Annotated in this window: 11 protein-coding genes; 6 read left to right on the forward strand and 5 right to left on the reverse strand. The window is 39.9% G+C overall.

Annotated features, from left to right (window positions below; genetic code table 11):
• Positions 1-16: 16 nt before the first annotated feature.
• The 5 genes from ACSBL2_RS20250 (at position 17) to ACSBL2_RS20270 (ending at position 8,614) form a co-directional block, all read left to right on the forward strand.
• Entirely contained in the window at positions 17-3,628 is a 3,612-nt protein-coding gene (locus tag ACSBL2_RS20250; protein WP_442588374.1) for a SusC/RagA family TonB-linked outer membrane protein, read from the forward strand.
• A 67-nt stretch (positions 3,629-3,695) separates the two neighbouring features.
• Complete coding sequence (locus ACSBL2_RS20255; RefSeq protein ID WP_442588375.1) at positions 3,696-5,168, forward strand: RagB/SusD family nutrient uptake outer membrane protein; 1,473 nt, start codon at positions 3,696-3,698, stop codon at positions 5,166-5,168.
• Between the two features lie 17 nt (positions 5,169-5,185).
• Positions 5,186-6,046 (forward strand): substrate import-associated zinc metallohydrolase lipoprotein, encoded by an 861-nt coding sequence (locus ACSBL2_RS20260; protein WP_442588376.1) that lies wholly within the window; start codon positions 5,186-5,188, stop codon positions 6,044-6,046.
• 11 nt (positions 6,047-6,057) lie between these two features.
• Positions 6,058-7,329, forward strand: coding sequence for a DUF4302 domain-containing protein (locus tag ACSBL2_RS20265; protein WP_442588377.1), 1,272 nt, complete (start codon positions 6,058-6,060; stop codon positions 7,327-7,329).
• A 13-nt stretch (positions 7,330-7,342) separates the two neighbouring features.
• On the forward strand, positions 7,343-8,614 hold the full coding sequence (locus ACSBL2_RS20270; RefSeq protein ID WP_442588378.1) for a DUF4302 domain-containing protein: 1,272 nt from the start codon (positions 7,343-7,345) through the stop codon (positions 8,612-8,614).
• 127 nt (positions 8,615-8,741) lie between these two features.
• On the opposite strand, the gene ACSBL2_RS20275 is transcribed toward ACSBL2_RS20270, so the two are convergent.
• The 4 genes from ACSBL2_RS20275 to ACSBL2_RS20290 all read right to left on the reverse strand — a co-directional run bounded on the left by ACSBL2_RS20275 (position 8,742) and on the right by ACSBL2_RS20290 (position 13,126).
• Positions 8,742-9,734: a transglutaminase family protein gene (locus ACSBL2_RS20275; RefSeq protein ID WP_442588379.1), complete on the reverse strand. Its 993-nt coding sequence runs from the start codon at positions 9,732-9,734 to the stop codon at positions 8,742-8,744.
• 11 nt (positions 9,735-9,745) lie between these two features.
• Positions 9,746-10,681, reverse strand: a complete 936-nt coding sequence (locus tag ACSBL2_RS20280; RefSeq protein WP_442588380.1) for an alpha-E domain-containing protein — start codon at positions 10,679-10,681, stop codon at positions 9,746-9,748.
• A 26-nt stretch (positions 10,682-10,707) separates the two neighbouring features.
• On the reverse strand, positions 10,708-12,156 hold the full coding sequence (locus ACSBL2_RS20285) for a circularly permuted type 2 ATP-grasp protein (protein ID WP_442588381.1): 1,449 nt from the start codon (positions 12,154-12,156) through the stop codon (positions 10,708-10,710).
• Positions 12,157-12,403: 247 nt separating this feature from the next.
• The gene (locus tag ACSBL2_RS20290; protein WP_442588382.1) at positions 12,404-13,126 is read right to left on the reverse strand and encodes a YoaK family protein; all 723 of its coding nucleotides are present in this window, start codon (positions 13,124-13,126) and stop codon (positions 12,404-12,406) included.
• A gap of 670 nt (positions 13,127-13,796) precedes the next feature.
• Between ACSBL2_RS20290 and ACSBL2_RS20295 the strand changes: the two genes are divergently transcribed.
• Positions 13,797-14,801 carry a D-isomer specific 2-hydroxyacid dehydrogenase family protein gene (locus ACSBL2_RS20295; protein ID WP_442588383.1) on the forward strand — a complete coding sequence of 335 codons (1,005 nt, stop codon included), beginning with the start codon at positions 13,797-13,799 and terminating at the stop codon, positions 14,799-14,801.
• Positions 14,802-15,042: 241 nt separating this feature from the next.
• Here the strand turns inward: ACSBL2_RS20295 and purU are convergent, their stop codons facing one another.
• Positions 15,043-15,873: a formyltetrahydrofolate deformylase gene (gene purU / locus ACSBL2_RS20300; RefSeq protein WP_442588384.1), complete on the reverse strand. Its 831-nt coding sequence runs from the start codon at positions 15,871-15,873 to the stop codon at positions 15,043-15,045.
• Between the last annotated feature and the right edge of the window lie 99 nt (positions 15,874-15,972).

A 15,972-nucleotide genomic window follows, 5' to 3' on the forward strand; every position in this document is an offset into this window, starting at 1 on the left:
CCTTTAATTATTGATTATGGAGAAAAACTACAAAAAGAACATGCGGGGACTCAAATATGGCTTAACAGCTTTGATTTTCTGTGCATGCTTCTGCGCCTCGCTGGTTAGAGCGGAAAGCATACCCCGAAATGTATTTAAAGCAGAAAGGCTGGATACTTATCTGAAAAAAATAGAACTTGCTTACCAGGTAAGTTTTGTTTATGATGCTACCCAGATCAACAAAGCTATGACTATTGAAGTGCCTGCCAAATTGGTTTCTATCAACTCTGATTTGGAACCACTGACACACAAAGGAATCAACTACAATATTGTAGGTAAACAGGTGATCCTTAAAAAAGCCCCGGTGACCCTGAAAATAAGGGACGTGATCGTAAAAGGCCGCGTACGCTCAAAACAGGATGCCGGACTTCTACCAGGTGTAAGTGTCCGTGAAAAAGGAGCGGCTAACGCCACTTCAACGAATGGAAATGGGGAATACAGCATCCAGGTAAAAGAAGGTGCAACCTTAGTATTTAGTGCACTCGGCTATAAACAGGTAGAAATTGCCATAAATAACAGAATCACTATTGATGTAACACTGGAAGAAGATATCAGTGAACTAAAAGAAGTGACCATTTCAACAGGTTACCAGACCATCAGTAAAAAGCTGTTTACAGGTTCGGCAGTAACCCTTAGCGGAGCGGATGCAAAACGTGATGGTATTGCCGATGTCAGCAGAATGCTCGAGGGGCGCGTAGCGGGTGTTTCAGTACAAAACGTATCCGGAACATTTGGCGCCGCACCAAAGATCCGTGTTCGTGGAGCGACTTCCATTAATGGAGACAACAAACCGCTGTGGGTAATTGATGGGGTGATCATTGAAGACATTGTAAATATTTCCAATGAACAGCTCTCTACCGGTGATCCAAGTACTTTACTGGGATCTTCTGTTGCCGGATTGAACTCTGATGATATTGAGAGCTTCCAGATTTTGAAAGATGCATCTGCAACTTCATTGTACGGAGCACGTGCAATGAATGGCGTTGTGTTAATTACTACCAAAAAAGGTAAAATCGGTGATGGAAGTCCGCTGATCTCCTACACCGGCAACTTTTCGAGTTACCTGAAACCTTCTTACAGCACATTTGATATCATGAACTCGCGCGATCAAATGTCTGTATTATCCGAAATCGACAGAAAAGGCTGGGTAAATTATGGCGATATCGTCAACAATGCAAATGGTGGTGTATACAAAAAATTATATCAAAGTCTTGATTATGCGAATGGTTCAACAACTCCGGGTGTTTACAATTCACCAGAGGCCAGGGCAGCATTCCTGTCACGTTATGCAAATGCAAATACCGATTGGTTTGATGTCCTTTTCAAGAATTCACTGATGCAGGAACATTCATTAAGTGTATCCACGGGTACGGAAAAATCTCAAATGTATTATTCAACCAGTTACATGAAAGATAATGGATGGACTATAGGAGATAATGTAAAGAGGTTTACAGCTAATGTTCGCGGTAACTGGAAGATCAATGATAAACTCAGTTTCGGATTAATTACTACAGGATCCATTCGTGATCAGCGTGCTCCGGGTACACTAGGCAGAAACAGCAATCCGGTTTCAGGAGAATATTCAAGGGACTTCGACTTAAATCCTTTTAGTTATGCATTGAACACCAGTCGTACCCTTACACCATATGATGCAAATGGTAATCTTGAATATTTCACGATGAACTATGCGCCATTCAACATCATTAATGAGCTTGCAAATAACACCTTAGATCTTAATCTAATGGACTTAAAAGTTCAGGGTGAGGCAAAATATAAAATTCTGAAAAATCTCTCTTATGATTTCACAGGTTCTTACCGGTATGCAAAGACCGGACAGAACCATTCCGTACGGGAAAACTCAAACATGCCGCAGGCCTACCGCGCCGGTGTGTATCCTGAAAATGCAACAGTTCGGGCAGCAAACAGATTTTTATATACAAACCCTTCTGATATAGATGGTTTTCCGGTATCGGTACTTCCTCAGGGAGGTCTTTTCTTAACCAACGATGACTTTCTGCAAAGTTATTTTGTACGTAATAGTTTAGATTATAACACAACAATTGCAGATAAACACATCATCAGGTTATTCGCTTCTCAGGAATTACGTTATATCGACAGGCAAAACACTCAGTTTACGGGTTATGGCTACCAGTTTGATAAAGGTGGCGTTCCTTTTATTGATCCGAATGCCATCAAACAATCAGTAGAAGGTAACTTCAATTACTATTCTATGCAAAAATGGTTCGACCGCTATTTAGCATACGCATCAACTGCCTCTTACTCTTACAATAATAAATATCAGATTAATGGTACCGTAAGATATGACGGATCCAATAAAATGGGAGAATCCCGTAATGCACGCTGGTTGCCTACATGGAATGTGAGTGGTTCATGGAATGCCGATGAAGAAAAATTCCTTAAAGACAGTAAAACCATTAGTAAATTAACCCTCAGGGGAACTTACGGTTTAACGGCCAGTTTAGGGAATGCAACCAATTCAAGTTTAGTATTGAGGAGCGGAAACACGCTTCGTCCAACATTGTCTGAAATAGAATCAAGTCTGGGTATAGAGTACCTTCAAAATTCAGAGCTCACATGGGAAAAAATGTATGAAGGGAATATAGGACTCGACATGGCATTTTTCAACAACCGTTTAACCCTAACCTTAGATGCATATAAGAGAAGCTCTTATGATTTGATTGGTCCTATAAGAACTTCTGCTATCGGAGGGGAACAAATAAAAATCGCCAACTATGCCGATTTATCATCCAAAGGTATTGAAGGATCCATCGGTGCAACAGTGATCAAAAATACAAACCTTACCTGGATGACTTCTGTTAATTTTGGCTATAACAAAGGAAAAATTACCAATCTTGTAGGTGAACCTACCCTCTTCGATTTGATCGTATCTGATGGAGGCCCGCAACTAGGCTATCCTTCAAGAGGGCTGTTCTCCATTGATTTTCAAAAGATAAATGAAGAAACAGGTATACCATCCTTCATCAATGAAAATGGTGAATTAAGCCAGGAAGTTTATCTGCAGGCAAAAGATGTGCAATTCCTCAAATACGAAGGACCTGTAGATCCGCTGTTTAACGGTGGTTTCTATAACTCCTTTTCTTATAAAGGTTTTACGGCCTCTGTATTGTTTACATTCAGTGCAGGAAACAAAGTAAGATTAAATCCTTCTTATAAAAATTCATATACTGATATGGATGCGATGCCGGCAGACTTCCTGAACAGGTTTGTACTTTATAAAGACAATGAGACCCCATCCATTGCAGATGCAAGAAATGAATCGAGATTAGATGGTGCCTATCCTTATAATGCCTACAATTATTCTACTTCAAGAGTTGCTGACGGAGGTTTTGTACGTTTGAAAAGTGCAACAATAGGTTATGGATTACCAAAAGGCATCGTAAGTAAACTTGGTTTCCGGACAGCTTCATTGAATATTGTCGCCAACAACATTGCACTGATCTATTCAGATAAAAAACTTAAAGGACAGGATCCGGAGTTCTTCAGCAGTGGCGGTGTTGCACTTCCAATCCCAAGACAAATTACATTATCACTAAAAGTCGGACTGTAATGAACCAGGAAATTAATTCCTGCATTTACGATGCAAATTTGATGTCCATAATTTAAAATGTAAACTAATGAAACACACAATAAAATATTTAACGCTGATTGTACTTGTGACCTCAGCATCAGGTTGTAAAAAATATCTGGAAACGGCACCAGATTTAAGGGCTACGCTGAACACACCTGCGAAAGTCTCTGAATTATTAACAACGGCATATCCTAAAGCCAGCTATATCACTTTTTGCGAAGCAATTAGTGATAATGCAGATGATAAAGGCCCGGCCGCTTCTCTAAATGAATTTGAAAACAGTGATCCCTGGTTTTTTCGGGATGTAAGAGGAAGAGATCAAGATACTCCAGAATACTACTGGGCTGCCTGTTACAAGGCTATTGCAGCGGCAAACCAGGCCTTGGATGCTATAAAAAATGTGAGTAATCCTGAAGCTTACTCTTCCCAGAAGGGAGAAGCACTGGTAGCCAGGGCGTATTCACATTTTATGCTGGTTACACTATTTTCAAAAGTATATGACCCTGCCACAGCAGCTACTGACCCTGGTATCCCCTATGTTCTTGCTCCTGAAACAGTTGTCATTGCCAAATATGAGCGTAAAACGGTTGCCTATGTATATGAGCAAATTGAAAAAGACCTTGAAGAAGGAATCCCTCTTTTAACTAACCAGTATACAGTTCCTAAATACCACTTTACCCCTGCTGCGGCCCATGCTTTTGCATCAAGGTTTTACCTATTTAAAAAGGACTATGCAAAAGTTATTGAGAATGCAGATCAGGTATTTCCGGCAGCAAACATAGCGGGGAATCTACGTAATTTCCTTGTTTCCTCTTACCGTTCCATGGAACCCGGTGCAAAGAGCGTTTATTATGCCTCCCCTACAAATCCAGCAATAATTCTTCTGCAGGAGGCACAATCATACTACGGAAGGAATTTCGCTTCCTACAGGTACAGCCTTAGTACAAGATCATTAAACCAAACCATCTGGGCCAATAATGTTTCTGGCGGCAGATGGGCTAATATGGTATACGGCCAGACTTTATTCCTGAACATGAGAAAATACAATGAACATTTTGTACTGGAAAGCCAGGGCGGGACAATTGGAGACGGTTATAATATGGTTCCTTTGTTCTCGGCAGAAGAAGTACTGTTTAACAGGGCTGAGGCTAATGCCTACTTAGGAAATACAGCTGCTGTCTTAAAGGACCTGAATGACTACGGCAGTAAGCGGTTTATGATCAGTGACGCAAACCCGACATATAGTCCGTCATTCGCCATTACAGAACAAAAGATAAACACTTTCTACGCTGCATCCGATGTACAGAATGGGCTGGTTAAAACCATATTAGATTTCAAACGCGTTGAATTTATGTTTGAAGGTCTGCGATGGTTTGATATTTTACGTCATCACTTGCCTGTGGTACACCGCACATCCGATTTATCAGCAACATACACCTTAGGTCCGAACGATCCGATGCGTGTATTTCAACTCCCTCAGGAAGTAGAAATGTCTGGTATAGAAAGAAATCCACGTTAATTTTATTCTAAGAAATTATGAACATAAAGAAAATTTTATCAATAGCATCGATAGTTCTACTCAGTATATCATTGTCTGATTGTAAAAAAGAAAGTTTTTCTGATGCCCCAATTATTGACCTGGGAGGAGAGACATGGGCAAAAGGACCCATAGACGAATTTATCAAAACAAATTTTACCGATACCTATAATATTGAAGTAAAATACAAATGGGATCCTTATGAGATTGAATACACAAAAAACATCTCCCCTGTTAAAGAAGCAAATGTGATTCCGGCATTGGAAGCCATCGAGGGAATCTGGATGAAACCCTATGAAAACGTGATAGGTGCTGATTTCTTAAGAAGGTATTCTCCGAGACAATTTGTTCTTGCCGGAAGTGCGGAATATAATGGAGATGGTACCATCACCCTTGGAGAAGCTGAAAACGGAAGGAAGATAACCTTGTTGGTCATCAACTATTTTGAAAAACAAAATAGGGCTGAAGTGATCAGGATGTTGCATACTATTCATCATGAATTTGCGCATGTCCTACATCAAAACATCCTGTATCCCAGAGATTTTAAGCAGTTAAACCCACAATGGTATACTGCCAGTTGGTTCAATACAAATACAGCCACAGCCAATGCACAAGGGCTGGTTACTCCCTATGCTAAATCCTCTGCTGATGAAGATTTTGTAGAAACGCTTTCTTTTCTTCTTGTAGAAGGTCAGACTGCATTTGATGCAATTGTTACCGCTAATCCCGGTACAGCAGCGAGTATATTAAGGACTAAAGAGAGCATGATCGTAGACTATTTCCAAAAGTCTTACGGAATAGACTTCAGGGCATTACAAACTGAAGTAAAAGCAGGAATTGAAACCATTACCGAACAATAAACCAGACAAACATGAAAAAAATTACATTATTATACGGTTTAATCATCTTGGGGCTGGCATCCTGCAGAAAAGAAGACCGACCTGAAAAAACGACTGATGAGCGCCTGTCTGAAGCATTAACAACCTACAGAACCCAGTTGGCAGGAGCTGAAAACGGGTGGATTGGCTATCTTTTCCCCGGCGGTGGTGGTGGATATACCTTCAAATTTAAATTCGACGATAAAAACAGGGTAATTATGTATTCTGACATGGATGAAGAAAAAGCAGCTACAGCTCAGGAGAGTTCATACCGCCTGAGAGCAACACAATTGCCTTCTCTTTATTTCGATACTTATAACTATCTGCACCTTTTATCCGATCCCGATCCGGATGTTGCTGGAGGCAGTGAAGGATTTGGCTATTTATCTGACTTTGAATTTTCTTTTCTATCTGCTTCAACAGATACCATAAAATTAAAAGGTAATTTAAATAACAGTTCTTTGATCCTCATCAGAGCAAAAGCCGATGAAGGAGATGACTACATGGAAAGAGCATATGCCAACAACCAGGTTATTGCCCAGGTGGCCAACTTCCAGTACTATTACAATAAGATCAGCACAGGAGGAAAAGATTATAATATCACCATTAATTCTGATCAGCACACTGTCAGCTTTTATTATGATGAAGGGGGCTTTAAAAGATTTACAACTGAATATGCCATAGCAGCTACAGGTATTGTTTTAAGAAATCCATTCATCAATGGAGCTACAACAATATCAGAATTTCATGATTTTGAAGTCAATGTAGCTGCAAGCACAGCAGATCTGTATTCCGGAACTACGAAGCTAACGCTGATGAATGAAGCGACCCCATTAACATTTGACAGGACTGCACCAACTAAGATGTATACCACTGACTACGATTTCACCAGTAACAATGGATTTACAATGAGTGGTATAACGGATGCACAGCGTGTAAATACTTTACCAAATTTTGTGGGTATGCAGTTTGTTGCAAATGCTTATTCAAATCCTCTGGACGCTGTATTCTTTTATTTCAATGGTGGAGCAGCCAGAGTCGGTCCAGTATTCAACACACGTCTGGATGCAGATGGGAAAATGGTATTTGTAAGATCCAATTTTGGGTTGCAAGGAACAAATCCGGGTGCTGCAGGAATAGTTGTTGTCAATAATTTCTTTACCCAGTTTAGCAATACAGGAGGATATTATGCTTTTGAAACAGGCACGAACTGTTATGATCTGGTAAGTGTTACAGACAGTAAAAATTGGATAAGGTTCTACTAATTAATCACAAAGGATGAAAAGATATATATTATTTTTAACGCTCGCCGTATTTGGGATATCGGGCTGCAAGAAAGAAAGCCTAAGTACTTTTGATATTGAAAAATCATTTGAAGACCCAAATGTCAGGTACGAAGATTTCAAAAAAGTCATTGCCGATGGAACTGATGGTTTTAAAGTACTTATTGAGCCAACAACCAGTGGTAATCTTATTGGCGGGTACATTAAATTTGAAAGTGCAACCAACTCCAAAATAGTTTTGGATAATACATTACAAAATGCTGCCACACCTGTTGATAATGGCTACACCATTAAAGTAAGCCAGACCAACACCGTATTAGGATTGGGCGGATCAAGTCCTTTTTCTATTACCGCGAGGGCAATAAGCGGAGTCGATACGACATATTCGTATAAATATACGGTTGGAGATACCATAAAGATGGTTGGAGATCTGCTAGGGACAAAAATGAGCCTGATTAAAGTAGTGAAAGCAGATGGCGATGCCTATCTTGCCGGTAAAATGGCAGAAATAGTGGGCCATGTAAATGATATCATGCTGTTTCCAAGATACTTTAAACGTATAACTGTTGGAACTAAATCTTATGATGTTTCCTTTAATACAAACAATAAAAAAGTCATTTTTAATTACTCAGATGGATCCGTTTACAAAACATTCAGCTCTGAATATGCCTATTCAAATAGTGGCATTGAATTTAAAAGACCTTTTATTGATGGTAATGTTACGATTCCATCATTATCAGAACTGGTGATTAATACGTCCGCACATTCTGCGACATTAACTGCTGGTACCACTACAGCAACTTTAACAAATGAACTTACACCTGCAGCAATAGACCTGACCGCAGCATCAACTTTCTTAACTTCTCCTTTCAAAGGAGACTGGAGTGAAAGCTATACCGGATTCACTATAGCTGGTGTAGAAGATGCTTTAGGAGTTACCTCCATACCAAACTTTTTTTCTATTGACCTGTATCCTGGTGACGAAGACAATTATTCGACTTTACAGTTCTGGCTAACCTCTTCTTACTATTCACTAACTCCTGCAGGTGCTGCATATGCCAGTGAGGATGGTAAATTGCATTTTGGATTCCTGGGCTATCTGGGTAGTTCTACATCCACAGCCACCTCTAATGTGGTTGTGGCTACAGCACGTATTTTTGCACAGACAGAAGGCTTTTATGTTGTTCCTGCTACAGGATCAGCCGGAGGACCGGCTTACGATCTGGTGAATGCCAGGGATGCAACCTCATGGATAACTTTTGAATAAAATACTATCAATTAACTACCTCTCATTAAGCCGGAATTAATTCCGGCTTTTTTATTATACAAAAACCAACAAAAAAGGCTGGTCATCATTATGACACAGCCATTGGGAACATCTTTATAAGTATTGACTATTGTTGCTGCTGTTGCTGTTGCTGCATTACTGCATCCATATAACGCTGATAGCTATTTTTTGAAGGCTGACTGGCAACAGGCTTTACATAATTCACCTCTTTCTGCTGAAAATAATTCTCTGTTTCAAAGCTATCATCATCTTCATCCCCATAACCTACAGACACATTGACTTCCAGTATATGTCCCAGCTCTCCCCTGTACACCCCTTTGACCGGGGAGCAGTCACTAAAGTTCCTGCCTACCGCTAACCTCACATGCTTTTCATTCGCGATACAGTTGTTCGTCGGATCCAGCCCCAGCCAGCCATAATCCGGAATATAGGCTTCTGCCCAGGCATGTGTTGCCCCTTCCCCGCGCATACCGTCCTTATTGGGGCAGATATATCCGCTGACATAACGTGCAGGAATGTTCAAATACCTCAGCATGGTGGTCAGAATATGGGCGAAATCCTGACAAACTCCTGCCTGGAGGGCCAATATTTCTTCCAAAGTCGTATCTACTGTAGTTACACCTTTGATATACGTAAAATGCCTGAACACATAATCACAGAATTTTACCGCAATCTTATAAGGCGTATCCTCCTCAGACTTCATCCCTAAGGCAGTTTCCAGCAAAAGTTCAGAACCTTCAAAAGTAGAATGGGTGAGGTAATCGATATAGTCAACGTCATCGCTTAACCCGCTTAACAAGCCCCATTGTTCATTCAGAAAGGTATCGTCTTGGGGCAAAGCTTTGGGGATCGTCTCTACATAGATTTTAGAATATATTTTCAGCTGTGTATGGGGCTCGCGCTGTGTGAAAATACCCACCTCATTTCCATAATAGTCTATGAAAATATCTACATCCGGAGAATTGGAAATATTTAAATCATGTTTGATAACCTTCTGAAAATCATCCTTAATAGGAAAAAGGATAATCTGGTTAGCACTTTCCCTGATTGGTGACGCGTATTTATAATTGGTGATATGTTTGATCTTGAAGATGGGCATAAGGATATAAATTAAGAGTTAGCAAAATAATACTCGTCCAGAAGATTGCCAATTCCATAGAGTTCTTTTCTGATTTTCAACAGATACGTATGAAGTCCCTCTTCTTTAATGGTATAAACCGAGCTGTATTTCACAGTACTGTTCAAACGGCCGATACTGAAAGACAAGCGCTTGTAATGTTCAATATTTTTGTCGCTCTTTAACCGTTCAAAATAGCGGTTGATGTTATTTACAGAATAAATCGCCGAACGCGGAAAATCATTATTCAGCATCACCAGCTCCAGGATGTTCTCGGCAGAAAACCCCTCCCGGTATGATTTCAGATACAGTTCATACCCACCTAAAGACAGTAAAAGGTGCTTCCAGTACGAAGTATCAGTCAGCAGGTTCGGATCATTACTGATGGATATAAATTTGGTATCCAGGATATCGATCGACTGAATACTTCTTTCAAGGTATTTTCCGATACTCATAAAACTTCTGATCTCCCCTCTCTCCATGGTACTGTCGGCGGTACCATAATACAGCATCACCTGCTTCACCAGGATGTCCAAGGCAGTAATAGGATCGTCTTTCTGAACATACCATAAAAGCTTCGGGTCTTTAACCGTATGGTAATAATCGTTCAGGCACTGCCACAAATCTTTTGCAATATGTTCCTGAACACTTCTTGCATTCTCACGTGCACGGGTAATCAGGTTGAGGATTGAATTGGGATTATCCCTGTTAAATAACAGGTATTCAATAACTGAACGGCTGTCATCTTTTATCCTGGCAATCTCTTCTTCATTTCCTGCCGAAAAAAGACGGATCACCGGATCCCAGGTGAATTCTTCTATCGTATCCTGTGAAGAGGCATAATTTATCTTGAGCATCCTCAGGATACCATCACTCCGTTCTACATACCTGCTTAACCAATATAAACTTGAGGCAACTCTACTTAACATATATTTCGATGATAATAATGATTAATTTATGTTGATAATACCCAGGTATCTTTACTGCCTCCACCCTGGGAGCTGTTGACCACCAGTGAACCTTCTTTTAAAGCTACCCTTGTCAGGCCGCCGGGCACAATGGAGATACCATCCGGCCCAACCAATGCATAAGGTCTTAAATCCACACGCCTTGGTTTTAACACCCCATCCATATAACATGGAGCTGTAGATAAACTAATGGTAGGCTGTGCAATAAAGTTACGCGGATCTTTTAAGATCTCCTTTTTATAGTCATCAATTTCCTGCTCCGATGATGCATGCCCCATCAGCATTCCGTATCCACCACTGCCATTAGTTTTTTTGATCACCATTTTATTGATGTTCTCGAACACATAGTTCTTTTCATCAGCATTCCCCAGACTATAAGTAGGTACGTTTTTTAAAATAGGCTCTTCATTCAGGTAATATTTAATCATATCCGGGACATAAGTGTATACCGCCTTATCATCGGCAACTCCATTTCCTACAGCATTAATAATGGCGACATTCCCCTTACGGTAAGCACTCATCAATCCTGCTACCCCCAGGACGCTGTTAGGGTTAAAGACCAGTGGGTCGATGAAATCATCATCCACCCTTCTGTAAATGACATCCACTTGCTGCAAACCCGTTGTTGTTTTCATAAATACCTTCTGATCCTTAACCACAAGATCCCTGCCTTCTACCAACTCTACCCCCATCAGCCTGGCAAGTGTGGTATGTTCATAATAGGCCGAGTTGTACATTCCCGGACTTAACAGCACGATAGTTGGATTGGAAACCGCGCGTGGAGATAAAGACAACAGGTTTTTATAAAGGATGGAAGGATATTCTGTCACACTCCGCACCTTGCACTGCGGTATCAGGTCTGGAAATAAGCGTTTGGTAATCTCCCTGTTTTCCAGCATATAACTCACTCCGGATGGTGTCCTGAGGTTGTCCTCCAGCACATAAAAAGTACCGTCATAATCCCTGATGAGGTCTATTCCTGCAATATGGATATAGATATCATGGGGAACATTCAACTGGTACATTTCCCTTAAAAAATGCGGACAGGAATAGATTAGCGCTGCAGGAATCACCTTATCCTTAATGATAAACTGATTGCTATACACATCTTTAAGGAAGAGATTTAAGGCTTTCAGCCTTTGTTTAATTCCCTTTTCAATAAATGACCACTCTAAAGAAGTAATTATCCTAGGGATGATATCAAAAGGGAATATCTTCTCAATTCCCTCACCACTGTCATAAACCGTAAAAGTTATTCCCTGACTCATGAAAAGACTTTTTGCCAATTCCTCCTTTTTATTCAGGTCATTTGCAGATTCTCTTTCCAGATAGTTGATAATTCTATGGTATTGATCTCTAAGATTATTGTCCGAAATATACATTTCATCCCATGTATTGGGCACATTCTGATAATTATTAAGGCTAATTCCACTCATACACCTAAAAATATTCCTAATAATAAGATATTTTAAGGTATTAAATAAACAATTCAAAAAATAAATACAAAATAAGAGTCTAAATACCCAACACAACAAGCTCAACAAACAATAAAAAGCAAACAAAAAGATAAATAAACCACCAAAAATACCAAAACACAACTCTGCTTAAAGAATAAGAACACAATAAATCACAAAAATGCTGCATAAGGCAATTGATTTCAGTTATACCTACAGAAAAGCAAGCTTAGCGTTTGACCCTTGACCTGTAATAATACTTTATTTTAATCCGAAAAACATCATACAATAAGGTATAGACCAATAAGGCTACAGGAATAAAAAAAGAGAAGAAATGAAGAAAGCGAAATACAAACGCCCCCCCCAATGCGCCTGCAAGAAAAAAAAGAATAATAACCATGCGCAGTTTGATCTTTCCAATCAGGGTTTTCCTGTCGCCTGTTGACTTGATGACCTGTGCCAACTCAATCCCCAGGTCGGTAAATGTTCCCGTGAGGTGCGTAGTTCTTACTACTGAACCTGAAACGACAGTGACCAAAGCATTTTGCATTCCCATAGAGAAGAGCAGGCTGCCTGCAAAAACTTCTTTTAATACAAGGGTCTGGTCATAATAACGACCCGTTAGAGCTACGGTGATAAAAATACTGATTTCAATAAGCACAGGAACCACAAAAGAATACCGTTGGTCCTTACCTAGGCTGGAAACAAATAAACTGGAAACAAAAGCACCAGCCAAAAAGAGAAACATCCACAAGGTAATTACCCTGGCACTTTCCCATTGCCCCATGGCAATGCTCTCTCCAAACAACGCAGCATGTCCGGTTACGTTAGTCGTTAAAACAGCAAAACCAAGAAAACCTGCTGCATTCACAAAACCGGCAGTCAGGCTCAGTAAAGCGGCTAACTTTACATTGTGCCCATAGGTACGTTTACTTCCAAGATGCCTTAACATAGCGAGTGAATTATCGGAAAGGATCAAACAAACAGTTGTACATAAACTAACGTAAAGTTAGCGTATTTTGTGTGTGTTTGCTGAGCCAAAGATTCATCTGCCTGTATTCCATTTTATGCGCTGATGAAACCATGTAATCCAAAAAAGCTTAGCTAATAAAATGAAACCAGTATTATTTAAAACCGTGATTCAAATCATTAATCCTAATCGTAAACAGTGATATATTTGTTGACATAAAGAAAGATTAATTTATAACTATTTACTAAAACCATCCTATTAATACCTATTTACCCTTTCTAACCAAAGTATAAATTAAACACCAAAGTCTCTGACATCCATCAGAGACTTTTACAAAACCAGGTTCAATTCAATTGAACACGGAATGATTCCCCCACCCGATAACCATCCTAATTTGGGATCTGCTCAATCTTTTTCACCACATCAAGGATAGTCCTCTCCATTCTAGCTTAGATAAATATTCAGCAACTCAGCTCATATACGACCTCTTATAATTTGCACCAAGCCTATTAAAACCTGCTGTCGATCTATTAATTTTACTTATTTTTACAAAAAATACAGTTTTTAATCCCCACAGAGTAAAAAAACTGCAATTAAAAACACGAACAAAAACATATTACCCTCCTTAAATCTGAAAATACCCATTTATTTAATGAAAATCACCGCATACGACACAAGAAAAGATGAACAAGGAATATTTTTACAACTCGCAAAGAAATATCATATAGAAATTCAATGTCTTACGGAAGCCTTAAGCGAAAAAACGGCACATTTGGCGGAAGGAAGCGATGGGATTACGATTCTGGGAAGCCACATTACCGCGGGTGTATTACAACTCCTTAAGAAGATGGACATCCCCTTCCTGGCTACAAGAACTGTAGGGTATGACCATATCGATGTAGAAACAGCCGCTAAATTACAGATCAGGATCAGTAATGCAAACTACGGGCCTCATGGCGTGGCGGATTATACAGTGATGCTGATCTTAATGTCGCTCAGAAAATATAAACAAGCGATGTTCCGTGCCAATGTGAATGATTATTCTTTATTTGGATTACAGGGAAGAGAAATGAAGGACCTGACCATAGGTATAATCGGAACCGGGAAAATAGGGGCAAAAGTAATAGACAATCTTTCCGGATTCGGTTGTAAAATACTCGCCTATGATCATTTCCGGAATGATCTGGTAGCTGAAAAAGCCACTTACACTAGCCTTGAAGAACTTTATGCAGCATCTGATGTCATCAGCCTGCATATCCCCCTATTTGAAAGTACCGCACAAATGATCAACAAACAATCTCTGGACAAGATGAAGAATGGTGTGATCCTGATCAACTGTTCCAGAGGTGAACTGATGAACAATACCGATTTAATTGATGCGATTGAACACGAAAAGATAGGCGCATTGGGACTTGACGTGTTTGAAAATGAAGCCGGGATCTATCACTTTGACAGAAGGACAGAAATTATCAAGAACAGGGAAATGGCTTACCTAAGACAATTCCCCAATGTCATCATGACACAGCATATGGCTTTTTATACGGATGCTGCAGTTGAAAGTATGGTTTCCTGCGGGGTGAATAGCCTGATGTCATTTTATACTGAAGGAACATCAGAAAATGAGATCAGGAACTCTTTACATCTTGCTGGTAACTGATTGCTGCGGGATGGCACTGGATTATGTGGAGAATAGGCTTTACACCTATTCCCAGCATAAACAGATTGAAATAAAAATATACTTCGTTGAGAGACGTTATGTATTTTTCTATCAGCTTTTAAACATCGCCTACACACCAAGGCAATGTTTAATCTATAGCATTGCTATGGAGCAAAAATGAATAAAAGTAATGATCATAAAAATACCCGGTTTTAAGTATTTTTCACCTTTATAGAACAACTTACCAGTCGAATACCACAGTTTTGTTCCTGTACACGAATACACGGTCATCAAACAATAAACTGAGGGCTTTCCCCAGTACAGATGTCTCTATTTCCTTTCCTGCCTTTACCATATGTGCAGTTAAATGGGAGTGATTCACCGGAATGGTCTGCTGTGTAATAATCGGCCCCTCATCCAGGTCGTTCGTTACAAAATGCGCGGTTGCGCCAATTAATTTCACGCCCCGGTCGAATGCCTGCCTATACGGATTTGCCCCGATGAAAGCCGGCAAAAATGAATGGTGGATATTGATAATTTTTCTCGGAAAACGCGCAATGAAATCAGGTGACAGAATGCGCATAAATTTAGCCAGTACAATATAGTCGGGATGATAACGCCCTATGATCTCTGTAATCTCCAGTTCGAAGGTTTGTTTATCCTTATTCTCATGAGAAACCAGGAAAAACGGAATATCGAAACGTACACATATATCTGTTAAATCAGGGTGGTTACCAATCACCACGGATACTGTCGCCCCCAGGGAATTGAAATAATTTCTCACCAGGATATCGGTCAGGCAATGGTATTCTTTGGTCACCATCACCGCAATCTTCTTATTAGGTAAAGGATTTATCGTCACCGATGCCCCGTCAGGGAGTACCTGGTTGAACTCACTCTCCAGTAATTCTGAATCGAATAGTTCGGTGACTTCCAGACGCATGTAAAACCTATTTTCTGTTGGATCAACGTGCTCACGTAAAGAAACGATGTTCAGCTTCTTTGCTGCAAGCACTCCTGTGATCGCCGAAACTAAACCCGTCTGATCAGCACACTGAATAATAATAACCATAAACTATATTTTCCCTAAACTGAAGGATTTATTTCCAGATTTACAAGAGTTGATTTAATTTTTGATGTTTTATTAATTTTCCCAGATCACACTACCTTT

Origin of the sequence: Pedobacter sp. AW31-3R (assembly GCF_052180285.1) — a bacterium.
GTDB lineage: Bacteria > Bacteroidota > Bacteroidia > Sphingobacteriales > Sphingobacteriaceae > Pedobacter.

Coding starts and splice junctions, on each gene's coding strand:
- ACSBL2_RS20250 (WP_442588374.1), top strand. CDS start 17: ATGGAGAAAAACTACAAAAAGAACATGCGGGGACTCAAATATGGCTTA.
- ACSBL2_RS20255 (WP_442588375.1), top strand. CDS start 3,696: ATGAAACACACAATAAAATATTTAACGCTGATTGTACTTGTGACCTCA.
- ACSBL2_RS20260 (WP_442588376.1), top strand. CDS start 5,186: ATGAACATAAAGAAAATTTTATCAATAGCATCGATAGTTCTACTCAGT.
- ACSBL2_RS20265 (WP_442588377.1), top strand. CDS start 6,058: ATGAAAAAAATTACATTATTATACGGTTTAATCATCTTGGGGCTGGCA.
- ACSBL2_RS20270 (WP_442588378.1), top strand. CDS start 7,343: ATGAAAAGATATATATTATTTTTAACGCTCGCCGTATTTGGGATATCG.
- ACSBL2_RS20275 (WP_442588379.1), bottom strand. CDS start 9,734: ATGCCCATCTTCAAGATCAAACATATCACCAATTATAAATACGCGTCA.
- ACSBL2_RS20280 (WP_442588380.1), bottom strand. CDS start 10,681: ATGTTAAGTAGAGTTGCCTCAAGTTTATATTGGTTAAGCAGGTATGTA.
- ACSBL2_RS20285 (WP_442588381.1), bottom strand. CDS start 12,156: ATGAGTGGAATTAGCCTTAATAATTATCAGAATGTGCCCAATACATGG.
- ACSBL2_RS20290 (WP_442588382.1), bottom strand. CDS start 13,126: ATGTTAAGGCATCTTGGAAGTAAACGTACCTATGGGCACAATGTAAAG.
- ACSBL2_RS20295 (WP_442588383.1), top strand. CDS start 13,797: ATGAAAATCACCGCATACGACACAAGAAAAGATGAACAAGGAATATTT.
- purU (WP_442588384.1), bottom strand. CDS start 15,873: ATGGTTATTATTATTCAGTGTGCTGATCAGACGGGTTTAGTTTCGGCG.